This window comes from Brenneria sp. L3-3C-1 (assembly GCF_016456245.1).
Lineage (GTDB): Bacteria > Pseudomonadota > Gammaproteobacteria > Enterobacterales > Enterobacteriaceae > Brenneria.
This window is the reverse complement of record NZ_JAEMHF010000003.1, coordinates 155,493-179,038: the sequence shown is the minus strand read 5'-3', so window position 1 is coordinate 179,038 and position 23,546 is coordinate 155,493. Positions and strand designations below refer to the sequence as shown.

Genomic DNA, 23,546 nt, shown 5'->3' with positions numbered 1-23,546 from the left:
GATATTCAGCGGTATAATTAATGCAAAATTTTACGGCGTTGAGCTAGTTAAAATAGACCATGACTGAGATTAGCGAAACAAAACGGCGCCCGCGCAAAGCCTATTTACAAGCCCGGCAATCTTTGCTGGCTCTGCTGGCGACGCCGGAATACAACCAGGGCGATCAAATTCCCGCCGAGCGCGAGCTGGCGGCGCGTCTGCACATCAGCCGTATGACGCTGAGAAAAATTATTGACGAACTGATTGCTCAGGGGCTGCTGGAACGACGTGGTAATCAGGGCACCTGGCTGACGGCTGCCGCCATTGAACGTCCGCTAACCCAGGCGATCGAACAGGGGATCAGCAAAATTATCGAGCATAACGGCGCGGTGCCCAGCAGCCGCCTGGTTTACTTTCAGGATGCGCTGGCCAGCGAACGCATCGCCCGCTTATTGCAAATAGAAACCGGGGCGCCCTTGCTGATGATCAAACGCCTGCGGCTGGCGGACGGGCGGCCGTTCTGCCTTGAAACCAGCTACCTGCCGCGTCAGCGCGTACCGGATTTAAGCGCGCCGATGCTCGAAGCCAACGGCTCGCTGTATCGCCTGTTGGCCGAGCGTTATCACATTCAGGGGATAGCCGATGAAGGGACGATTCGCGTCAGCGTAATGAGCGAAGAAGAACAAGCGCTGCTGGAGGCGCCGCCAGACAGCCCGGCGCTGGTTTATCGCGGCGTTATTTACGATCGTCTGAGTCAACCGGTGGAATATCTGGTGTCGGTCAATCATCCGCAACGTGTGACCTTTCGCATCAGTCATAACGCCGTCAGCCAGACGAACGTGAGTGCCGATATCCGGTAGCGGCCAACGCCGGGTTGACCACTGCCGTGAGGTGTCGATTAATTCAGCGGCGGCCAAAAATCTTTATTGGCAACGATTAAATCGTCGAGAATTTTTTTCGCCACACCCGCGCTGGGCACGGTTTTAGAGAGCGTAATCGCCTGCCACAGCTTCTGATAGCTGCCTTCAATCCAGGCATCTACGGTCAGCTTTTCAACCGCCACCTGTTGTTCCATCAATCCTTTCTGGAAAAGAGGAATTTTCCCCATCGCCAGGGGTTCCGGGCCATTTTTGCCGACTAAACAGGGAACCTCCACCATCGATTCGTCACTGAAATTGGCAATGGCGCCGTTATTTTCCACGATTAACAGCATTCTTTCTTGCGTATTGAAGGCAATAGCACAGGCCAGATCGACAATAAACGTTGCATGAGCGCCGGCATGAAAATTCGCATTCTGAGCGGTATTTTTTTCAATAATCGATTTCGCCATATCGAAAACATCTTTTTCACGCCCAGCCATGACTTCGTTTGCCCGAGTGAAATCAGGATTGGAATGTTGCACCACATCGTCAGGGTAGTAGTAATATTTCAGATAAGTATTCGGTAGGGTTTCCGGATCTAACGAGAACAACTTTTTCGCTTGTTCAAAGGTCTCTTTCCAACTGGGCGCCTTATGTTGAAAATCTTCCGTCTGGCTGCAATAGCCAAATTGACTTACGTGTGCTTTAAGTTGGGGCATAAGATCATTTCCGGCTTTATCGGTAATGCTAGTCCACCAACCGAAATGATTTAACCCATAATAACGGACATTCATTTCTTTTCTGGATGATAACCCCAGAATATCGGCAAAGATCCCTTCAATGGCCACCGGCATATCGCAGATATTGATTATTCGGGATGTGGGCCGTAAACGGCGTGTCGCTTCCGCGACAATGGCGGCGGGGTTGGAGTAGTTCAACATCCAGGCGTCGGGCGAGTATTTCTCCATATAGTCCAGGATCTCAAGTACCCCGCCGATAGAGCGCATGCCATAGGCGATGCCGCCAGGGCCGCATGTTTCTTGTCCCGGCACGCCATATTTTAAAGGTATTTTTTCATCCTGTTCACGCATGGCGTACAAACCGACACGAATGTGGGCCATCACGAAATCAATATTGGAAAAGGCTGCTTCAGGATCGGTGGTATATGAAAAATGTATATCCGGATGGCGCTCCTTCATCATTATTTTACAGGCCTCGCCCAATATATACTGACGTTCGGCATTATTATCATACAGCTTTATTTCCCTAATTGGGAATTTATCAACATTCTCCATCAACATAAGAATAATGCCTGGGGTATAAGTACTTCCACCGCCAGCAATAGTTATTGAGTATTTCTCTTTCATATGCTATATCCTCTTTATTCCTGAATACCTAATTCACTATCAACAATGTTTCTGACTTTATTCACTTTTAATCCATAAATAATCTGTACGTGATTACCTTTTCTTACCATACTTGATGCGCCCGTATTTTTTAGCAGCGCTTCGCTAACCAGATTTTCATCAACAACGTCTACTCTTAACCGGGTAAAGCAATTGTCAACCGTGCGGATATTATTAGCGCCTCCCAGCCCTGCGACGATATCTTTACCGAGGCTGGTTTGATTACCGCGTTCTTGCGTTTCACCGATAGTTTCACTTTTACTCTCTTCGAGCGCCCCTCTGCCCGGAGTAAGCATTTTTAATTTTATAATCAGGAATTTCCCGACCATGAACATGGTAAACGTTTCGAGAAGACCTAATATAATAAACATCGGCCAGTTTGTTCTTTCGACACCTGCGGGAATATTATAGACAAAGAAGTCAATAATCCCATTCGTCACACAGACTCGGATGTCAAAAATATAGGCCAGCATTTGGAAAAAACCGTCCAATAGCGAATAGACCAACCATAATAAGGGCGCGGTGAAAATAAACAGAAACTCGAATGGTTCGGTAATGCCTACCAACACGGAGGTCACGACCAACGGTAATAGCGTAATTTTTAATTTTGCTTTGTTTTCTGGTTTGGCCGTTTTATAGAACGCCAGCGCCAGGCCGGCGATGCCGAAAATCTTCACCATGCCATAAGTGAGGAAACGGGCGGAATCATCCAGCGTTGTTATGCTTGAGTTAGCTATTTCAGCCAGAAAAATAGGTTTGGCGCCAATCAGTGTTTGTCCATCGATTAACATCTGTCCGCCAATAGAGGTATAGACAAAAGGTGACCAAATAAGATGGTGTAGTCCGGTAGGGATTAAAAATCGATTTAAAAATCCGTATAAAAAAACGCCGCCGGCTCCAAAGGTTTTCATAAATTCCGTTAAGGCAGAGATGCCATGGGCGATAACCGGCCAGATGTAAACAACCAGAATGGCGAATATTGCGATGATCGGGATCATAACAATCAGCACAAATTTACTATTACCGTAGATAGAAAAGGCGCCTTTGAATTCCTTATCAATAAATTTATTATGAATATAGGCAACAATAACCCCGAGGATTATCCCTAAGAAAACCCCCATATCGATAACTTTGAAACCGAAGGTAAATATTTGTCCGGTGCCGTAGAGTTCAGCGTTAGATGCACCTTCCATTAATTTGTTGGTCAGCGTTAGCCATGAATTATTACCGGCCAGATACATAAAATAGGACATCGTGGCAACAAAGGCGGCGTCTGCTTTTCTTTTTTTAGCCATCCCTAATGCTAACCCTAAACAAAAAAATAAGCTTAGGTTATTCATAATGGCCCATAATATGCTGGATATATATTTACCAAAGATATAAAGATAGCTGCCTTCGGTGATGAACGCCTTATTGGTTATGATGCTGGCGATCGCTATTAACAACCCCACAATAGGCAAAAATAGTACAGGGCCTATCATGGCTTTTGAAAATGCTTGTAATTTTTTTAGTATATTCATTTATAGCTCCACCCGGTAGATATGTTGCCTATACCCGTCATACTTCAAGCCGTATGTGTGTTGGCTGCGCTTAGTCACTCTAATCACTTATCCAAGTAAGTGATTAAGAATTAATGAGCCTCATCCCCAAGACTCATCCTTTGGGTCAGCGCGAACGCTGTCCAAATTGGTTCCAGACCGATTTGTCCTTCGCTTGCCGCCTTTCTGCGATTCGAATCATTTAGGGTATAGCGTTAAAAATAAGCGATCGATCGAAAACGTTTTATTTTTGATATTGAAAAGCGGTCTTCGTGTGGAGTGAAGGATAAGGGGTATTTTTAGATGCTGGTGTTGAATGTCTGGTAATTGTGATGAAAGTCATACATTTTTATTGGCATGCAAAATATACTTTTTCTCGATTTTATATAGCTGTCGAAGTTTTATTTTTTATTTTTCAATAAATAATGATATTTATCAGTTGGTTGTATGTACTTCTGTGGTGAGCTAATTTGAGAGAAGAGATATAAAAGTGATATATAAAAAAATTTCCGCAGAAATAAGAATGAGAATCAACAGCGAAAATTATGAGATTGGCGATGCGTTGCCCAGTGAAAAAGCGTTGGCATATGAGTTCAATGTATCGCCAATGACTATTCGCAAGGCGCTGGCGCCGCTGGAAGAAGAAAATCTCATTATAAAAAAACATGGTAGCGGCTCGTATGTCGCCAGAAAAATAAGCTATCACGGTGGGGAACTGGACGGGTTTAACCATCAAATGGAAATTGTGGGCGTGACTGATTACACCAACCAGGTGGTTGATTTCCATATAATTAATGCGCCGCTCAGTATTGCACATCAATTAAAAATAGAGGCGAATGAGAAAATTTACTTTGTAAAACGCATTCGGTTAATCAAAAACACGCCTATTTTATTAGAAAATAGTTATATACCGGTCAAAGCGTTTCCTTATCTGAGCATTGGGCATTTAGAAAAATCAAAATTCAACTATTTTAAAAACGAATGCAATGTAACGGTGATTGAAAGCCATAGAAGTTACACCCCGGTTTTTGCAACCAAAGAACACGCTGTTTTATTGAATGTAGAGCCTGATTCACTGTTGCTACGGGTGCAATCGATCAGTTTTTCGCAGGAAAATAAAATAGTTGATGTGTCAGATACTTACCAAAATACCGAGAAGTATATTGTTAAGCACTCCGTTAAACGATGACGATGTTTTTCCCCGCCATGCGGTGGTAATGGCAGGGGCGATAAGCTCTGTTTCCCGGCATCTTGGGCAGGAATGCTAATCAGCGACGCGACCCGTTTGCATGACGCCGCGGCTTCGGCTAAATTTACCGCATCGACTGAGTGGCAACTAGGGTTCCGGACAGCGTTCAAACGCTGTTGTCTGGTCCGAGCGTTGTAGAGACTGCGGTTTTTTGCCGCAGCTGCACCCGAGGGAGAAAAGCCCAGAGGAGGAGACGTCGAGTCTTCCCCATGACTTTTTGAACCGGAGCGCTTATGTCTTTTCTTACCTTTTCGCTGGTCGTTCTGGCCGCGTTTATCCATGCTAGCTGGAACTTGCTTGCCAAACGCGCGGCTTCGGCTGGCGTCGCTTTCGTCTTTGCCTACAGTAGCATTGCCTGTCTCTTTTACCTGCCGTGGGTGGTCTGGTTGTTGGCGACCGGTACGCTGAGATGGGATCTGCCGGTCATTCTCTGCGTGGTGATGAGCGGCGCGGTGCATTTGGCGTACAGCCTGTTTTTGCAACGTGGATATCAGGTCGCCGATCTTTCCGTTATTTATCCCGTCGCTCGCGGCTCAGCGCCCATGCTGTCCAGCGTCGCGGCATTTCTGCTTTTTTCAGAACCGCTAACGTTGGCGGGCGTTGCGGGTCTCGGCGCGATCGTGATGGGGATCGTGTTGATTTCCAGTCAGGGAAGCTTCGCCAGGTTTCGCCAACCCGCCGCACAGAAAGGCGTACGCTGGGGCGCCGCGACAGGATCGATGATCGCCGGCTATACCGTCGTTGACGCCTATGGCGTCAAGGTTTTGGGGATCCACCCCGTGGTGCTGGACTGGTGTTCGCAAGCCATCCGTCTGGTGATGCTGTTGCCCTGGCTGGCTACCCACCGCCATGAGATAAGCGGTCTTATGAGAGGCAAATGGACGTTGGCGATCGCGGTAGGCGTTCTTTCGCCCCTTTCGTATATCCTGGTGCTGCTGGCGTTGCGGCTTGGCGCGCCGCTTAGCGTGGTCGCGCCCGCCCGCGAGATGTCGATGATGGTCGGCGCGCTATTCGGTATGTTCATCCTGCGTGAGCCGGTTGGCATTTGGCGACTGGTCGGCTGCCTGGTGCTGGTCAGCGGGGTTGTGCTGCTCGGCCGCGCATAGTCGCGGTTTATCCAGGGCCAGCCGTGGCCGGCCCTTTGATCGTCAGTATTATTTGACCATCGGCAGGTTGAGTTGGTGGTTTGCCGCGCACTGCCGCGCCAGCTCGTAACCGGCATCCGCATGGCGCATGACGCCGGTGGCCGGGTCGTTCCATAATACGCGGCCCAGACGCCGGTCGGCTTCCGGCGTACCGTCGGCGACAATCACCACGCCGGCATGCTGAGAGAATCCCATGCCGACGCCGCCGCCGTGATGCAGGCTGACCCAGGTGGCGCCGCCTGCGGTATTCAGCAGCGCGTTCAACAGCGGCCAGTCGGAAACCGCGTCGGAGCCATCCCGCATCGCTTCGGTTTCGCGGTTTGGCGAGGCGACGGAACCGCAGTCGAGGTGATCGCGGCCGATGACTATCGGTGCTTTCAACTCGCCGTTGCGCACCATTTCGTTAAACGCCAGGCCGGCCAGATGTCGTTCGCCAAGGCCGAGCCAGCAGATGCGCGCCGGCAGCCCCTGGAAGGCAATACGTTCCTGCGCCATATCCAACCAGCGATGCAGGTTTTTATTGTCCGGGAAGAGCTGTTTCAGTTTGGCATCGGTTTTATAAATATCTTCCGGGTCGCCAGACAGCGCCACCCAACGGAACGGGCCTTTGCCTTCGCAGAACAGCGGGCGGATATAGGCAGGGACAAAACCCGGGAAGTCGAAGGCGTTTTTCACCCCTTCGTCCAGCGCCACCTGACGGATATTGTTGCCGTAATCGACGGTAGGGATCCCCATATGGCAGAAGTCGAGCATCGCCTGCACATGCACCGCCATGGAGGCGCGCGCGGCTGCTTCCACCGCTTTCGGATTGGCCGCGCGCTCTTGTTCCCAGCGCGCCAGCGACCAGTCAAGGGGCAGATAGCCGTTGATCGGATCGTGCGCGGAGGTCTGGTCGGTGACGATATCGGGTTTCATGCCGCCTGCTTTGGCGCGTTTCACCAGCTCCGGCAGAATTTCCGCCGCGTTGCCCAGCAGACCGACGGAGATGGGGCGTTTCTCTTTATTGGCGCGGTCGATCATCGCCAGCGCTTCATCAATGGTGTAGGCCTTGTAGTCGAGGTAGCGGGTACGCAGGCGGAAGTCGATGCGCGATTCCTGACACTCAACCGCCAGCACCGACGCACCGGCCAGCACGCCGGCCAGCGGCTGCGCGCCGCCCATTCCGCCAAGGCCGGCGGTGAGGATCCATTTACCGCTCAGATCGTCGTTAAAGTGCTGGCGACCCGCCTCGACGAAGGTTTCATAGGTGCCCTGCACGATGCCTTGCGCCCCGATGTAAATCCACGAACCGGCGGTCATCTGGCCGTACATCATCAGACCGGCTTTATCCAACGCGTGGAAGTGATCCCAGTTGGCCCAGTGCGGCACCAGATTGGAGTTGGCAATCAGCACGCGCGGCGCATCGGCATGGGTACGGAATACGCCAACCGGCTTGCCGGACTGCACCAGCAAAGTTTCCTCCGGTTGCAGCGCTTGCAGCGAGCGGAGGATTTGTTCAAAACAGTCCCAGTTGCGCGCGGCTTTACCGATGCCGCCGTAGACCACCAGATCTTCAGGACGCTCGGCCACATCCGGATCGAGGTTGTTTTGAATCATGCGAAAGGCAGCTTCAATCAGCCAGTTCGCGCAATGCAGATCGCTGCCGTGAGGCGCGCGCACCACGCGAGCTACGGCTTTGCTTACTTCTTCACTCATCATCCTATCCTTAAACGGTTAGTTGCTTAACGTTATGCTGGGTAACAGAGCCGCTATCGGCGCGGGCCAGTTGTCGCTGCTCGCCCATAAACGCATCTGTTCGATATCGGGAGCCATCAGGCGGTCTTGATCAAGAAAAGCGACGCGCCGGCGTAAAGCGGCCAGCTCTGTTTCAAGCAGAGGCGAGCTTTGCAGCGGACGAATAAAATCGATGCCCTGTGCCGCCGCCATCGCTTCCACGCCGACCACCACGGCGGTGTTGAAGCACATGGCGCCCAGACGGCGCGCCGAGTAGGTCGCCATCGAGACATGGTCTTCCTGATTGGCCGAGGTAGGCAGGCTGTCGACGCTGCCCGGATGGGCGAGGGATTTGTTTTCTGAGGCCAACGCCGCCGCCGTCACCTGGGCAATCATAAAACCGGAGTTAACCCCGCCGTCATTGACCAGAAACGGCGGTAGGCCGGAGAGCGTACTATCCAACAGCAGCGCCAGACGACGTTCGGAAATCGCCCCGACCTCGGCAATCGCCAAAGCGATGATATCGGCGGCGAAGGCCACAGGCTCGGCATGGAAGTTACCGCCGGAAATCACATCGCCGGTGTCGGAAAACACCAGCGGGTTATCTGAGGCGGCATTGGCTTCAATTTGCAGCACCCGTGCGGCGTGGAGCAGGTTATCAAGGCATGCGCCCATCACCTGCGGTACGCAGCGGATAGAGTAGGGATCCTGTACGCGGCCGCAGTGAACGTGCGAGTCCAGAATTTCGCTGCCTTCCAGCAGGGCGGAGACGGCGGCGGCCACCGCGATTTGCCCATGCTGGCCGCGTGCCGCATGAATGCGCTTATCGAAAGGTTTCAGCGAGCCTTTAATCGCTTCCAGCGACAGCGCGCCGGCAACCAGTCCGGCGGCAAAGACCTTTTCCGCCTCAAACAGACCGCGTAAGGCCAGAGCGGTAGAGACCTGAGTGCCGTTAAGCAACGCCAGCCCCTCTTTGGGGCCGAGCACGAACGGCTGTAGTCCGGCGAGCGAAAGCCCTGCAACCGCCGGCATCAGCGTACCGTTCACCCGAACCTCGCCTTCCCCCAGCAGCATCAGCGACAGATGCGCCAACGGCGCCAGATCGCCCGAGGCGCCTACCGAGCCTTTTTCCGGAATACAGGGCATGACGCCGGCATTGAATAGCGCCAGCAGGGCGTCAATCAGCGCCATGCGAATTCCTGAATGACCGCGCGACAGGCTGATGACTTTGGTCGCCATCACCAGTCGCACTACGTTATCCGGCAGTAACTCGCCGACGCCAGCGCTGTGTGACAGCACCAGATTACGCTGTAGTTCAGCCAGACGCTGTGCGGGAATGGATGTCTGAGCCAGTTTACCGAAACCGGTATTGATGCCGTAGGTGACCTTGCCGGAACTGACTATCGATTCAACCGTTTCACGGGCTTTGCGTATCTTCGTCCGGGCACTTTCATCCAGCGTCAATTTTACGCCGCCATGATAAATGGCTTTGAGCATGGCCAAATCCACTTTGCCCGGCGTTAGTTGGCAATGTTCCCTCTTAAGTGGCATGGTATGTTCCTGTATATACAAGATGTTTCATGGCTATTCCCAACTAAGGTGGAATTAACGGAAAATCAGGTTTACTCGCTTTAATGGCAATCAGCGCCGCTGAGTAAAGCAGATGTGTATAGTCTTGTATATACAATTAGCAACGCTTGTGCCAGATCGATCGAAAAATATTTTCTCTGGCGGTTTTTCCTTCCCTCAGCCCGCAGAGCGGGGGCTGACGGCAAACAACGGTGAAAATCGGGCTGAGCGCAAGCCCATACGTTTACCATAATCCGCGCCATGATGAAGCACGCCGCCCGATGGTAGTGCAGCCCCTGTAGATGTATATACATCCACGCGGTTCAACAGTAAACTGGCGCAATTAACCGACGAAAGGATCCTGTTATGGTTGTTCAGACTGCCATTTCGCAACTCTCCGCGGCGATGGGCGACCAGCCTGCGCCTATCTATCAGCGTGTGAAGCAGGCGATTATCAGCCAGATCAGCGCGGGCATCTGGAAGCCCAACCAGCGAGTCCCCTCCGAAAGCGAACTGGTCAATGAGCTGGGCGTGAGCCGCATGACCATCAACCGCGCCCTGCGTGAACTGACCAGTGAAGGCTATCTGCTTCGCATGCAGGGGGTCGGCACCTTTGTGGCCGAAATGAAGGGTTATACGGCCATGCTGGAGGTTCACAATATCGCTGAAGAGATTGCCCAGCGCGGCCATCAACATAGCTGCAAGATTATCACTCTGCGTGAAATCAAAGCCGATCCCGAACAGTCGGCGGTGCTGGGGCTGGCGACCGGCGATATGATTTTTCATTCGGTGATGGTGCATTACGAAAATGAACTACCGGTGCAGATGGAAGACCGCTTGGTGAATCCGCAGGTGGCGCCGGATTATCTCAAACAGGATTACCACAGCCTCACCCCGTACACCTATCTGATGCGCGTAGCGCCGTTGACCGCCGGCGAGCACATCGTTGAAGCGATATTGCCGGATGCCCAACAGTGCGGCAATTTAGCGCTGGAGCCGCATGAACCTTGCCTGTTGATCCGCCGTCAGACCTGGAGCGATGCCAAAATCGTCACCTACGCCAGGCTGTTGTACCCCGGATCGCGTTATAAACTGCTGGGGCGGTTTAAAGGACACGGCTGAAAGATTTGCTCGGCACGGAGATTACGCCGCGTGCCGCAAAATATCGATCCCTGGTTGCTTCCCGATCAATGTGGTTGTATATACATATACATACTTATGCAATAACAACAAAGCGGGTAATCCCCGGAGATGAGATGACCATTGAACTTGGCTGTGACAGTTTGTGGTATGGCGCTGATATCGTCACCATGCAAGGGGGCAAGTACAGCATCATCCAACAAGGGGCGATTGCGGTCAGCGGCGACAAAATCGTCTGGATCGGCCCTTATGCCGACGCGGCGCACATCCGCGCCGCGCAACAGACCGATTTTGGCGGCGGCATCGTGACGCCCGGGCTGGTGGATTGCCATACGCATCTGGTGTTCGGCGGCGATCGCAGCCATGAATTCGAACAGCGTCTGAATGGCGTCAGCTACAGCGAGATCGCCGCGCAAGGGGGCGGCATTATCTCCACCGTGCGCGCCACGCGGGCCGCATCGCTGGAACAGTTGGTTGCGTCTGCCCGCCGGCGGCTCGACAGACTGCTGGCGGAAGGGGTCACAACCCTGGAAATCAAATCTGGCTACGGTCTCGATCGGGCCAGCGAAGTGCGCATGATGCAGGCTATCCGCCTGCTGGCGCAGCAGGTTCCGGCGCAAATTCAGTCCACCTGCCTCGCCGCCCATGCGGTGCCGCCAGAGTTTAAAGATAACCCCGACGGCTGGATTGATGTGATTTGCGAGGCGCTGCTGCCGCAAGTCGCGGCGGAACGGCTGGCCGATGCGGTCGATGCCTTTTGTGAACATCTGGCCTTTTCCCCGGCGCAGGTGGCCCGGGTGTTTGAGACGGCGCGGCGTCTGGGTTTGCCGGTCAAACTGCACGCCGAACAACTCTCGTCGCTCGGCGGCGGCGCGCTGGCCGCCCGTTTCAACGCGCTTTCCGCCGATCATCTTGAATACGCCGTCGAAAGCGACGTGGCGGCGATGGCAAAACACGGCACCGTGGCGGTGTTACTGCCCGGCGCGTTCTATCTGCTGTGTGAGAAGCAGGTGCCGCCGGTGGCGCTTTTCCGTCAGTACGGCGTGCCGATGGCGCTGGCCAGCGATGCCAACCCCGGCACCTCTCCGGCGCTCTCGCTGCGTTTAATGCTCAATATGGCCTGCACGCTGTTCGGCATGACGCCGGAGGAAGCGTTGGCCGGGGTCACCTTGTATGGCGCGCAGGCGTTGGGGCTGGATAAAACCCAGGGGTCGCTGGAAAGCGGTAAACGGGCCGATTTTGTCCACTGGCCGCTGGCGCGCCCGGCGGAACTGGTTTACTGGCTGGGCGGGCAACTCCCTTGTCAGGTTATCTTTCGCGGGAAAGCGATAGGGTAAAACCTTACGATTTTACCGCCCGTCTGCAACCGCTGTTGAAAAAGGCGATTCACGCGTTAACCTGCGGGATTTCCTCTCTTCAGCTTTGCTGCTGAAAACGGCCAAACATCTTATAGCGCGCGCCGGGATAGAGCAGGCGCGCGCAGGTCACCAGCGTCTTATGATGCCAGGTACGGCGCTGGATTTGCAGGCAAGGTTCGCTATTGCCGATTTGCAGCAGTTGCTGTTCATCCTCGTTTGCATTGACGGCTTCGACCTCATGTTCACCGGCAGTCAGCGGCGCGACCTGCGTCAGATAGGCGAACGGCGTGCTGCGGGTGAAATCCTGTTGCAGGTAATCCGGGGCCGCCTGCGGATTGACGCGGCGATCTTCGAGCTGCACCGGCACGTTGTTATCGAAATGGACGATGCGTGAGTGAAACAACGTGGCGCCGGGGTTAAGGCCAAACATACGGGCGTCGCCTGCGTCGGCGCGTTCAGCCCGCAGAAACAGCACCTGACTGGCATGGCGATGACCGCGGCTGGTGATTTCATCTGCAATATTATGCACTTCCAGCATTGGCGTGAAGGCTTTCGTTTCGGCGACAAAGGTGCCCACGCCCTGTAGCCGCAGCAGATACCCTTCGGTCGTCAGCTCACGCAGCGCGCGATTGATGGTCATTCTGCTGACCCCCAGTTCCAGTACCAGTTCACTCTCCGACGGCACACGCTGACGCGGTTGCCAGTCGCCGTTACCGATCAGTCGGATGATCCCTTTTTTCACCTGTTGATATAGCGGGGCAGGCTCATCGCTGAGGTGAGTCATCATTTCTGACAGCGTTTTGTATTCTGACACCGTATTAACCTTTTCTGGAACCGGAGATAGAGGGGAGTTTACACATCAGATGAGGAGCCTGTATATGTCTATACAATAACGGCCTGCGGCGAAACGGCTCCGTTCCAGGAATGGGCGCTTTATGGTAGGGCGCGGCGCTTTATTCAGGTGCATAGCGGCAGGGGGGATGAGCGGCGTACTGTGCGGTGGTTGTTTATAAAGTATTTGATTTTCAATCAATTAATAATGATTACTTGAAGCGGCATAACAATTGCTTCGTTGTATATACAAGACATAACATTTAAACGGAAAGTGAATGTCAGCCCATTATTTAACGTCATTGATTGGTGAGGAAGGGGTGAATACTCAACAGGTTATCTGGGGGGATGCCCCACTGCGCTGGCAGGATGTGGTAAAGGTGGCGACGCAGCGTGCGCCGCTCCGGCTTAGCGCTGCCGCCTGGCAGCGTATCCATAATGCCCGCGATATCGTCAGCCGGATTGTGGCGGAGCGCCAGACGGCCTATGGCATCAATACCGGGCTGGGCGCGCTGTGCAACATCACGCTTGATGATGATGAACTGAGCACCTTGTCGCGTAATACCCTGCTGAGTCATGCCTGCGGCGTCGGCGCGCCATTGAGCGATGAACAGGTGCGGGCGATTATCTGCGCGGCGATTGCCAACTACAGCCACGGTAAATCCGGCATTTCCCCGGCGGTGGTGAACGCGCTGCTGGCGTTGCTTAACCACGGCATTACGCCGCAGGTGCCTTCGCAGGGGTCGGTGGGCTACCTGACTCATATGGCGCATATCGGGCTGGCGACGATCGGCATCGGCAACGTCAGCTATCAGGGAAGCATCGTTCCGGCGGCGGAAGCGCTGGCGTCGGAGGGTCTGAGCCTGTGTGCGCTGGGTGCGAAAGACGGTCTCAGTCTGGTGAATGGCACCCCTTGTATGACCGGGTTGTCCTGCCTGGCGTTGGACGATGCCAGCCGGCTGCTGGACTGGGCCGACGTCACCGGCGCGATGAGCTTTGAAGCGCTGCGCGGCCAGCTTGATGCCTTTGATGCGGAGATCCTGGCGCTGAAAGCCAGCCCGGGCATTCAACGAGTGGGACTGCGTTTACGCCAGCTGCTCGCGGGCAGCCGGATCGTGGCGCAAAGTCAGGGGATCCGCACCCAGGATGCCCTAAGTATTCGCTCTATGCCGCAGATCCACGGCGCCTGCCGCGATCAGTTTGCGCATGCGGCGATACAAATCGAAACCGAACTCAATGCCGCGACCGATAACCCGTTGGTGTTGGGCACGGTGGAAAAATGGCGGGTGGTGTCGCAGGCCAATCCGCATGGCGAATCGGTGGCGATGGCGGCGGACGTGCTGGCGATCGCGCTGGCCGAGCTGGGCAGCGTGGCCGAGCGCCGTCTCGACCGGCTGATCAACCCGTTGGTCAGCGGCCTGCCGGCCTTTCTGGTGGCCCGGCCCGGGGTAAATTCCGGCATGATGATCGCACAGTATGTGGCTGCTTCGCTGTGCGGCGAGAACCGGCAACTGGCGCAGCCGGCGGTACTGGATAATTTCGTCACCTCCGGCCTGCAAGAGGATCACCTGAGTCTGGGCACCAGTTCGGCGTTGAAACTCCTGAAGCTGGCCGCCAACTGTTACCATATTCTGGCGATTGAATACCTGCTCGCGGCGCAGGCGCTGGACTTTTGCGGCGCGGATAACGCGGGTGAGGGAACGCGATGCGCGTGGTCGATGCTGCGCGAACGCGTCGCCGCCTGGGAAGAGGATCGCTGGCTGGCGCCGGAAATTGAAAAAGCGGTGCGGGTGATAAAAAGCCAACATATCCCGGTGGGGTAATCAGCTTGCTGGTCGTGGTCGTGAAACAGGGAACTCTTTTTCCTGTTGCGTCACTCATAAACTAGAGAAATCAATCTATGGGTGAGAAATGAGCCAGCTTTTTTATGATACGTTGTTATGCGCGTTTGCCGACAGATTAAAAATGGCTCGCCTACGGTTGGATAAAAAAGGCGTTTGCGATCTTGTTGTTGATAATGAAATCCCCCTCCGGTTACAGCAAGACGCGCGCAATCAGCGGCTTTTATTGATCGCGCTTTTAGGCGATGTTGTGAACCACAACCCTCAAGTTCTGCTGGAGGCCAACCTCAACCTGATTCGCGGCGATAATCTTATTATTATCGCCGCCGACCCCAGCGTAAAACAGTTTTACGCTTGTCATGCTATTGAACAATCGATACTCACCGCCGAGCTTTTGTTGCGCAAGATTGCCGAGTTGGTGGATTACATCAGATTTTGGCGAAACGCCAGTCAAGCTTAAAGAGACATTTCTTATGCAACCGATTACCCCTCGTTTTTCCAGTCTTCAGCAACTGCAATCGTCATCGGTAGACGTCAAAAGTCTGCTGGATCACGGATCGTTGGAAGTGAATGGCAAAAAGTATCATATCAGCACGGCGGAAGGCGCCACATTGCACGTAGCGCTTGCTGAAAAGGCAACGGGATTTTTTAATGCCGTAGGTAATATGATGGGCGGCTCGGGAGAAAGTAAGGCTATCGCTCAGATACTGGAAAGCAAACCTCGTTTGATTCGCTCAAACGCTATGCGTGTTTTTGAAAAAAGTGAACATGCTACCGCCTCTTCAAGTACGGCGACCCAGGGAAGAGAACGGCCTGCATCGTCCATTCCCGTGGACGATTCTTTAAAAAGCATACAGCATTGGGCCAGACAGGCTAAACAGCTCGACAGTCCCTCGGCACGGGAGATCTATGCGCTTTACAAGTCAGAAAAACCGAACCTTCCCCTAATCGATCCAAAAGATGCAAAAATATTATTACACAAGTTTGTTGCGCTGCACGAAACAGAAGGGGTGGATGTATTCCCTCAACAGTTTGGCCCGATAGACAAAAATCTCTTCAAAGGCTATCTGCGGGAGCATCCCGCTGCGGCCGACAATTTTATCATGTTCGCAAGGCGTGCTTCCGGCGATTCAGAGGGGACGACGAGCAGGATTACGTGGAGCGTCCACTCCAGGAACGCGGTGCAATTGCCTGATGTATTACATGCCCTCATCAGGGACAAAGATTACTTAGCGTCGGCCAAAATCGCCCATCCTGCCTTTTTTGGCCAGGATGCGGATAGCGTCATCTTTTATCTGAAAGGCCACGTGGGCGAGGCGTTGAATCTTACGAATGAAATACAGAAGTTACTGCCGCAGGAATCATTGATTGAGCATAATTTGGCAGGAATGTATCGGCTGGATAAAGGTTTTTCTTATGCTGAAACCGCACCCGGCGATGTTTCCAGCCACGGAAAATCCAGAGCCAATATCATATATAACGCCCTGAATGAAACAAAATTCCGTGACATTGATAAACGTCTACAAAAACAACTGGATCTGGCGGGTTATGATAAAAACCACCCGGCTTTTATTAAAGACTCCCCTAGTCTGGCCTTCATCAATGCGAATCGGGCGTAATGCGGATGCAGCAGTAAAGATGCTTCTACTGCACATTATCCTGGAAGGAATATGTGGTAATGGCCGCGCTCGATGTCGACATGAGCGGCTACCGGGTGGGCGTATTCACCAAAACGGGCAGCGGCGCTATTTCTCTTTCCATACCGCTACGCCGTCAACTCCGCGAAAAAATATGAAAATCTGCTGATTTCCCTCCGCGTATTCGTGAAGCTATCTTAGAAAGCTTGCAGAAAAGAGCGCAGCGCCTGACAACCGGTTGGGATTAGGCTCCTACGGGGCCTCTTAGTATTGGTCTTGGCGTTCGATATCGATCCAGTTAAAGCCTTTGCCGGGGAAAATTACCCTATCGCAGTGATCTATCCGGACGATGAACAGTTCGAATTGCTGTCCAATCCTGATGTTTTTCAACATCAGGTTAGCGTCATCACGGATTTATAATCTGAGTTGGCTTTACTGCAATACTGAATAACCCGCCTGTCGCGCCGCCGCGGCGCGCTGCGCCAGCAGCTGATAATCCAGTGTGGCGGGCAGCGTAAAGCCCTGGAGTTGTAGCGCGCTAAGGCAAGCTGCGCCCTGGCTGTCCTGCTGTAACGTCATAAAGGCGCGCTGCAACTTTGCCAGCGAACCTGCATCAATGGTCGCTGAGGCCACCAGCAGTGGCATTGGCGCTGGGGCAGTCTGATCGATCACCCGCACCTGCTGCATCAGCTCTGGCTCATCCCGTGCCAGCAGTTCAAAGGCATAGCTATCCACCGGACCGATATCCGCCTCGCCATTGGCGATGGTTTCCACCACCCGACGCGGGGTTATCAGCGGTCCGACGGTTTCCCGATACAGGCGAGTCTGACCGGGCTGCAACCAGCGCAGCAGATGATAGCGCAGGGCGCTGTAACCGGAGTGGGATTCCGGGTTGGTAAACGCCAGCCGCTGGCCAAAGGTCTCCGGCAAATGCTGATAGGGGGCGTCCCGCGCGACAATTAAGCGGCTGCGATAGCTGCCTGCGCCATCCGTCAGCGAATGCAGCGGCGCCGGTGTGGCTATCGGCACCACCGGGAATAGCCGCAGCGAAAACGGCAGACCGCACATAAATACCGCGGCCAGATCCGCGCGCTGCCACAGCGCCTCCAGCGGCGCCGGGGCGGGGTAGTCGATCACCCCGCCTGCCACCTCCGCCCGGCGATAAACCTCCTGCAACAGATTTTTCCAGTTGGCCGCCGCCGCCGCGGTGACTGAGTACATCCGTCCGTTGGCGATCATGCGTAGCGTAACGTCTGGCCGATGCCCAGCTTTTGCGCTTTTTCCAGCATCGCATGGCCGAGGGCGATATCACTAAGCGACAGGCCACGATGCCAGAACAGGATGGTTTCGTCATCGCGCTCGCGGCCGCTTTTAATCCCGGCGACAATCTGGCCCAGTTCGCCATGCAGCGTCGCCTCGCTCAGCTTACCGGCCTCAACGTGGGCGCGCAGCGAACCGAACATGCCGCCTTTACACTGGCCCCAGTCATCCACCACCATTTTGTCCATAATATCGGTTAACGACAGTTCAACTGCGCTCATCGTGCCGTAAGGCACCACCAGCGCGCCGGGTTTAATCCAGGCGGTTTTCAGCATTGGCGCCGGTTTTTCCAGTCGCGAGGCTTCCACCACAATATCCGCATCGCGCACGCAGCTTTCCCAGTCGTCGGTGACGATAATCTTTTTCCCCAGATCCTGCTCAAGGCGGCGGGCAAAGGCTTCGCGGCTCTCCGGACGGCGCGAGTGAATACGGATTTCATCAAAGTCATACAGACTGTCAAGCAGGCGCACATTCCAGTAGGCGGTGCCGCGCGCGCCAATATGCCCGAGGACTTTGCTGTTTTTCGCCGCCAGATGGCGGGCGCCGAGAGCAGTGATGGCGCCGGTGCGCATATCGGTAATCGCCGAGGCATCGAGGATCGCCACCGGCATACCGGTTTGCGGATTAAATAAGTTAAGCATCGCCATCTCTGACGGCAGGCCATGCTGGTAATTATTAACGTAATCACCGACCACCTTGACGCCAGCGAGATTCAGCGGGGCGATATAGCCGCGCAGCACGTTAAAGTGGCCGTTAAACGCCGGATCGGGGATCAGATGGACGCGTGGTTCGATAACCGTCTGATTGTTACCCTGCGCCAGCAGTCCGGCTTCGACCGCAGCGAGAATTTCGCTATCGCTCATCGCCAACTGTTGGATATCTGGCCCATTGAGGTAGCTGATATTGACGTGTTCAGTCATCTCTTTCCCTTAATTCGGCGCTCAGGCCGCAAGCAGTGTTTGCTGATAAAGTGAAAAGTTGCTGGCGATTTAACTCTCCCAGCAACCGGTGTTGGTCATCGGTGATCTTTACCCCCTGCGCATCGTGGGCCAGCATCAGCGACAGCACCTCTTTCAGGCTGACATCGCTTTTAACCGACAATGCAAAGGCGCTATGAGCTACCGGCGTCATCGCCTGGCGGACCGGCGTCAGCGCCAGCAGCTTCAGTGCGGCGTCGCTGCCGATAAAGGCGGCGACGAAATCGTCGGCGGGGTTACTGAGGATCGCCGCCGGGGTGTCATACTGGCACAGCCTGCCGTTGCGCATAATCGCGATACGATCGCCCATTTTGATCGCTTCATCGAGATCGTGGGTCACAATGACCACGGTTTTTTTTACCCGTTGCAGGATCTGCTTAAACTCCAGTTGCAGGCGGCCACGCACCAGCGGATCGATGGCGCCAAAGGGTTCATCCATCAGCATCACTGGCGGATCGGCGGCCAGCGCGCGGGCGACGCCGACACGCTGGCGTTGCCCGCCAGACAGTTCCGCCGGATAGCGCTGACGATCGCTGGCCGGATCCAGCCCCACCAGGTGCAGCAGTTCATCAATGCGCGCACTGGTTTTACGCCGATCCCAGCCCAGCAGACGCGGTACGGTGGCGATATTGTCCGCCACATTCATATGCGGAAATAGCCCCACGTTCTGAATGACATAGCCGATATGGCGGCGCAGCTGCACCGGATCGACGGCGGTGATATCTTCGCCATTAACCCACACCCGCCCTTCGCTGGCATCTTCCAGCCGGTTGATCAGGCGCATGGTGGTGGTTTTGCCGCAGCCGGAGGGGCCAATCAGCGCAGTGGTGGAACCTTGCGGGATCTCCAGCGTCAGGTTATCCAGCGCTTTATGACGGGTTCCGGGATAAATTTTGGTGATATTTTCCAGTCTAATCATCAGGCTTATCCTTTAGGAACATGTTTAAACCAGCTCTTTTCTACCGCGGCGAACAGCAGCTCGGCGCCAATCGCCAGCAAAATAATCGGGATGGCGCCAACCAGCAGGCGTGACATATCCATAATGGCGATGCCGGTAGTCACAAAGTCGCCCAGCCCGCCGCCGCCGATAAAGGAGGCTAGCGCCGCGCCGCCGATAACCTGTACGGCGGCGGTACGGATCCCGGCGAGAATACCGGGCGCCGCCAGCGGCAGGATCACCTGACGGGTGATTTGCGCGCGCGTCAGGCCCATGCCCTGCGCGGCGGAGAGGGTATCTTTATCCACTGACTGGATGCTGGTGCAGGTATTCAGCAGGATCGGCGGCAGCGCCAGGATCACCAGCGCCACCACTGACGGCAGCAGGCCAATGCCAAGAAACGGCAGCGCGGCGGCGAGGATCGCCAGGCTGGGGATCGTGCGCAGGGTGCTGGCAATATTGGTGGCAATAAAGGTGGCGCGCGGCGAGGCGGCGACTTTGACGCCGATCGGCAGCGCCAGCAGCAGCGAAAATAGCAGCGCCAGTCCGCACATCAGCAGATGTTGCAGCAGGGCGTCAACGAACTGCTGCGGGTTGGCGAGGATCCAGCGCCAGGCATCAATAAAAATCATGCGTTGGCCTCTAAGTTAACAACCGGGCGACGACGCGCCATACGCCGTTGCAGCAGCAGGAACAGGGCGTCGACGCCGATGGCCAGCAGCGAAGTCAGGCCCCCGCCAATCAGAATTTTTTCCGGGTAGCGCTGATCCAGCCCGGCGAAAATAATGGTGCCGAGTCCACCGGCGTTGATATAGGCGGCGACGGTGGCGATGCCTATCAGCGTAGTGGCGGCGATGCGCAGACCGGTAACAATAAACGGCAGCGCCAGCGGCAACTCGATCTCCCACAGCCGCCGCCAGTAGCCGTAACCCATACCGCGCGCCGCATCCAGCACCTCAGGAGCGATGGCGTGAAAGCCGGTGGCGATATTGCGCACCAGAATCATTAAGGCGTAAGCGGTAAGGCCAACAATCGCCGGCAGCGGGCCAATCCCCAGCCAGGGAATAAACAGCGCGAACAGCGCCAGGCTGGGAATGGAAAACAACATGCCGGTAAACGTCAGCACCAGCGCATAGGTTTTTGGCCGCCGTGCGCTCCAGATGCCGAGCAGCATGGCGATCACAAAGGCACAGGCCAGCGAGATGCCAACCAGACACAGGTGTTGCCATAAGGCCAGCGCAATATCATCAAGGTGTTTGGGGGCCCAACGCATCAGCCGGTCTCCAGAAGTTGTTCACTGGCGCTCAGCCAGTCGGCGGCGCCGATCGCGCTGGCAAGGCTGGCGATATCGCCAGCGGTGGAACGATCCTCATCCAGCGGCGCGACCAGCGCGCGCACCCGGGCATAGACTGCGGCGCTGCCGCCGCCGCATTCACCTTGCGCCAGCTGACGCAAGTCCAGTGCCTGCGCGGCGACCATCAGCTCAATCGCCACCAGATAACGGAAACTGTCGACCAGACGGGCGGTTTTGCTCACTATCGCCATCGATTGTGCGGCGTAATCTTCGACCCGATCGGCGACCGGAATGGTAATCGCCGACAGCGGATTAGCATGATGGACAATCTCGCTGGTGAGGGCGGAAATGGTTTTTTGCAGCGTGGCAAAGCCGGTCTGTCCGCTATGTGGCGTCAGGAAACGCGGTAGCCCGCTGGCGCTCGCCGACATCAGCTTTATGATGCGTTCAGCGGCGCAACTGGCCTGACGCGCCAGCGCCAGCCCCAGCGCTTCAAAGGCCAGCGCCAGATGGGTGGCGTCGAAATTGGCATTGGCTAATACCAGATCGGCGTCGGCTATCAGCGCCGGATTATCATCGGCGCTGTTCAGCTCCAGTTCGGTCGCCTGTCTGGCGTGGTTAAACGCCTGCCGGACGCTGGCCAGCACCGATGCGGCGCAGCGGAAACTCAGAGGGTCCTGCAATAAGCGCGCGCCACCGGCCTGCACCAGCGTCCCACCGGCCAGCAGCGACAGCAGATGGCTGGCGCACTGCGCGCCGCCGGGCAACTGACGAATATGGCTGGCCCACGGCGACAGCGGGGAGATATTGGCGCGAAACGCTTCAAACGACAGGGCAATCGCTCCCGCCTGCACGTTGACCAGTTGGGCGATATCACTCAGTAGCAGCGCGGCGAGGCCGACGCTGGCGGCATTTGATGACACCAGCGCCAGGCCGTCCTTACCCTGCATTAAGGGCAGGCTGAAACCGAGCGTTTTCGCCAGCGTGGCGACCTCGCCGACTTTACCGCGATACTCTGCTTCGCCTTCACCGGTGAGCGCTCTGCCAATATGCGCCAGCGGCGCGAGGTCGGCTTCGCCAATCGAACCGATCAACGGCACCAGCGGATGGACGCCCAGATTTAACAGCTGGAGCAGCGCCGCGGCGCTGGCCGGAGAGATACCGGAGTGGCCGCTGGCCAGTCCGGCAAGCCGCGCCAGCATCATCGCCCGCACCTGATCGCGGCTCGCCAGCGGCCCGACGCCAACGGCGCGCGCCAGCGGAATACGCTGCTGGATCGCCAGGAGTCGCGCAATATCACGCTGGCCGTCGGCGCTGCTCAGCACCGCGGTATCGACGCCAGCGCCAAGGCCGGTCGTCACGCCATAGATATTGTCGCCAGCGGCAATCCGCTGATAAAGGAAGGTGAAACTCTGTTCGATACGCTGTTGCGCCGCCGGGCTGAATGCCACCGGAAGATCGTCTCTGGCGATCTTTACCAGCATCGCCAGAGTTAACGCGGTTTTATCACCGAGGTTAAAGGTCATAGCCCCTCTTAATATGGATCGATCAGGATTTCACAATGCCTTTTTCGCGCAGGAACTGTTCGGCAACATCAGCGGGTTCTTCTTTATCTTTCTCAACTGCGGCATTGAGTTTCTGCATGGTGGCGTTATCCAGCAGCGCGCTGACTTTATTCAGCACCGCTTCCGCGTTTGGATGCGCTTTCAGCGTCTGGTCACGAACCACCGGGGCGACGAAATAGGGAGGGAACAGATGTTTGTCATCGGCCAGTGAGACATACTGCCCATCGGCAATTTGCCAGTCGGTGGCAAAGCCGTTCGCCACATCAATCTGCCCGGCAGCCAGCGCATCGTAGCGCAGGCCCACTTTGGCAAACTGACGGAACGATTTGAATTTGATACCGTAAACCTGTTCCAGCCCTTTCAGGCCATCCTGACGATCACCAAACTCAGCGCCTGCGCCGATGGTCAGTTGCGGGGCGACTTTCGCCAGATCGGACAGCGTTTTCAACTGATACTTTTCCGCCAGCGCTTTGCTGACCAGCAGGGCATAACCATTGTTTAGCTTAGCCGGGGCCAGCCAGGTGAGCTGATATTTTTCCGCGTAGACGCTTTTCACCTGCTGATAAACTTTATCCGGATCTGACGATAGCTCACCTTTTACCACCGCGCTGAGGGCGGTGCCGGTGTACTCCGGGTACATATCAATATCGCCTTTTACCAACGCTGCCTGCGCAATCAGGGTGCCGCCGAGGTTAATTTTGCGTTCAACAGAGATCCCGGCCTGCTCCAGCGCTGACGCGTAGATCTCCGCCAGAATATATTGCTCAGTAAAGTTTTTACTGCCGACGATCACATCCGCTGCCTGCACCGCAGGGGTAACAGCGGTTAATCCTGCGATTAATAACAGAGCATGCCTGATTGTTGTTGTGCGCATTGCTTTCTCCAGCGTAGAGTTAATGTTGTGAATAGACATGTATATACAATTTTTATGCCAACAAAATACCTACTAAAAATCAAAAGGATAGAGTTTTAAAACCAAAGTTTGACTGATGATATGGGCAAAAATGCACCAGCCTGAGGCATTCAGACCTCTTAAAGTAGAGCAAAAGCAGGGGGCGGGTGAAATTCGTTTTCGCCATAAGCTATGCCTTTCTGTGCAACAAGGCATAACCAGCGGCTAAAAGTGATCATTGATACCGAGGTCAATCACGATGTGGGGGGCTTTGCGCTCACAAAACTCCCGTCAG

The 23,546-nt window shown here is 55.1% G+C and carries 20 protein-coding genes; 8 read left to right on the top strand and 12 right to left on the bottom strand.

The genetic code is table 11. The features are described from left to right. Positions 1-59: 59 nt before the first annotated feature. Positions 60-839: a GntR family transcriptional regulator gene (locus JG725_RS10110; RefSeq protein WP_172290578.1), complete on the top strand. Its 780-nt coding sequence runs from the start codon at positions 60-62 to the stop codon at positions 837-839. 38 nt (positions 840-877) lie between these two features. Here JG725_RS10110 and JG725_RS10105 read toward each other — a convergent pair whose 3' ends face one another. After that, positions 878-2,206, bottom strand: coding sequence for a 6-phospho-alpha-glucosidase (locus JG725_RS10105; RefSeq protein WP_172290577.1), 1,329 nt, complete (start codon positions 2,204-2,206; stop codon positions 878-880). A 14-nt stretch (positions 2,207-2,220) separates the two neighbouring features. Further along, positions 2,221-3,765, bottom strand: a complete 1,545-nt coding sequence (locus JG725_RS10100; protein WP_199377860.1) for a PTS transporter subunit EIIC — start codon at positions 3,763-3,765, stop codon at positions 2,221-2,223. Positions 3,766-4,273: 508 nt separating this feature from the next. Between JG725_RS10100 and JG725_RS10095 the strand changes: the two genes are divergently transcribed. Continuing rightward, on the top strand, positions 4,274-4,972 hold the full coding sequence (locus tag JG725_RS10095; RefSeq protein ID WP_172290575.1) for a GntR family transcriptional regulator: 699 nt from the start codon (positions 4,274-4,276) through the stop codon (positions 4,970-4,972). A 293-nt stretch (positions 4,973-5,265) separates the two neighbouring features. After that, positions 5,266-6,138 carry a DMT family transporter gene (locus JG725_RS10090; RefSeq protein WP_199377858.1) on the top strand — a complete coding sequence of 291 codons (873 nt, stop codon included), beginning with the start codon at positions 5,266-5,268 and terminating at the stop codon, positions 6,136-6,138. A 48-nt stretch (positions 6,139-6,186) separates the two neighbouring features. Here JG725_RS10090 and hutU read toward each other — a convergent pair whose 3' ends face one another. Both hutU and hutH (JG725_RS10080) read right to left on the bottom strand, forming a co-directional pair. Continuing rightward, complete coding sequence (hutU, locus tag JG725_RS10085; RefSeq protein WP_172290573.1) at positions 6,187-7,872, bottom strand: urocanate hydratase; 1,686 nt, start codon at positions 7,870-7,872, stop codon at positions 6,187-6,189. Between the two features lie 18 nt (positions 7,873-7,890). Further along, entirely contained in the window at positions 7,891-9,441 is a 1,551-nt protein-coding gene (gene hutH / locus JG725_RS10080; RefSeq protein ID WP_172290572.1) for a histidine ammonia-lyase, read from the bottom strand. A gap of 384 nt (positions 9,442-9,825) precedes the next feature. On the opposite strand from hutH (JG725_RS10080), the gene hutC (JG725_RS10075) reads away from it, so the two are divergent. Then, a complete protein-coding gene (gene hutC, locus JG725_RS10075; RefSeq protein WP_172290571.1) occupies positions 9,826-10,581 on the top strand; it encodes a histidine utilization repressor in 756 nt (251 codons plus the stop codon). A gap of 134 nt (positions 10,582-10,715) precedes the next feature. Continuing rightward, entirely contained in the window at positions 10,716-11,936 is a 1,221-nt protein-coding gene (hutI, locus tag JG725_RS10070; RefSeq protein WP_199377856.1) for an imidazolonepropionase, read from the top strand. Positions 11,937-12,015: 79 nt separating this feature from the next. Here the strand turns inward: hutI and hutC (JG725_RS10065) are convergent, their stop codons facing one another. After that, entirely contained in the window at positions 12,016-12,771 is a 756-nt protein-coding gene (gene hutC, locus JG725_RS10065) for a histidine utilization repressor (RefSeq protein WP_199377853.1), read from the bottom strand. 295 nt (positions 12,772-13,066) lie between these two features. On the opposite strand from hutC (JG725_RS10065), the gene hutH (JG725_RS10060) reads away from it, so the two are divergent. The 3 genes from hutH (JG725_RS10060) to JG725_RS10050 all read left to right on the top strand — a co-directional run bounded on the left by hutH (JG725_RS10060) (position 13,067) and on the right by JG725_RS10050 (position 16,248). After that, positions 13,067-14,611, top strand: a complete 1,545-nt coding sequence (hutH, locus tag JG725_RS10060; protein ID WP_172290568.1) for a histidine ammonia-lyase — start codon at positions 13,067-13,069, stop codon at positions 14,609-14,611. 88 nt (positions 14,612-14,699) lie between these two features. Next, a complete protein-coding gene (locus tag JG725_RS10055) occupies positions 14,700-15,089 on the top strand; it encodes a CesT family type III secretion system chaperone (protein ID WP_172290567.1) in 390 nt (129 codons plus the stop codon). 13 nt (positions 15,090-15,102) lie between these two features. Continuing rightward, a complete protein-coding gene (locus tag JG725_RS10050) occupies positions 15,103-16,248 on the top strand; it encodes a T3SS effector HopA1 family protein (RefSeq protein WP_199377851.1) in 1,146 nt (381 codons plus the stop codon). 450 nt (positions 16,249-16,698) lie between these two features. Here the strand turns inward: JG725_RS10050 and JG725_RS10045 are convergent, their stop codons facing one another. From JG725_RS10045 to JG725_RS10015, 7 genes are read right to left on the bottom strand one after another with little or no spacing between them, the layout of a single operon-like run. After that, positions 16,699-17,505 carry a phosphate/phosphite/phosphonate ABC transporter substrate-binding protein gene (locus tag JG725_RS10045; protein ID WP_199377849.1) on the bottom strand — a complete coding sequence of 269 codons (807 nt, stop codon included), beginning with the start codon at positions 17,503-17,505 and terminating at the stop codon, positions 16,699-16,701. Beyond that, entirely contained in the window at positions 17,502-18,506 is a 1,005-nt protein-coding gene (locus tag JG725_RS10040) for an ornithine cyclodeaminase family protein (RefSeq protein WP_199377847.1), read from the bottom strand. Before JG725_RS10040 ends, JG725_RS10045 begins: the two co-directional genes overlap by 4 nt. Then, complete coding sequence (locus JG725_RS10035; protein ID WP_199377845.1) at positions 18,499-19,482, bottom strand: ABC transporter ATP-binding protein; 984 nt, start codon at positions 19,480-19,482, stop codon at positions 18,499-18,501. The genes JG725_RS10040 and JG725_RS10035 overlap by 8 nt, the downstream gene beginning before the upstream one ends. Positions 19,483-19,487: 5 nt before the next feature. Next, positions 19,488-20,132: an ABC transporter permease gene (locus JG725_RS10030; protein WP_172290562.1), complete on the bottom strand. Its 645-nt coding sequence runs from the start codon at positions 20,130-20,132 to the stop codon at positions 19,488-19,490. Continuing rightward, positions 20,129-20,773 carry an ABC transporter permease gene (locus JG725_RS10025; protein ID WP_172290561.1) on the bottom strand — a complete coding sequence of 215 codons (645 nt, stop codon included), beginning with the start codon at positions 20,771-20,773 and terminating at the stop codon, positions 20,129-20,131. Before JG725_RS10025 ends, JG725_RS10030 begins: the two co-directional genes overlap by 4 nt. After that, positions 20,773-22,320 carry a histidine ammonia-lyase gene (hutH, locus tag JG725_RS10020; protein WP_199377843.1) on the bottom strand — a complete coding sequence of 516 codons (1,548 nt, stop codon included), beginning with the start codon at positions 22,318-22,320 and terminating at the stop codon, positions 20,773-20,775. Before hutH (JG725_RS10020) ends, JG725_RS10025 begins: the two co-directional genes overlap by 1 nt. A 22-nt stretch (positions 22,321-22,342) precedes the next feature. Continuing rightward, positions 22,343-23,233 carry a glycine betaine ABC transporter substrate-binding protein gene (locus tag JG725_RS10015; RefSeq protein WP_199377841.1) on the bottom strand — a complete coding sequence of 297 codons (891 nt, stop codon included), beginning with the start codon at positions 23,231-23,233 and terminating at the stop codon, positions 22,343-22,345. Between the last annotated feature and the right edge of the window lie 313 nt (positions 23,234-23,546).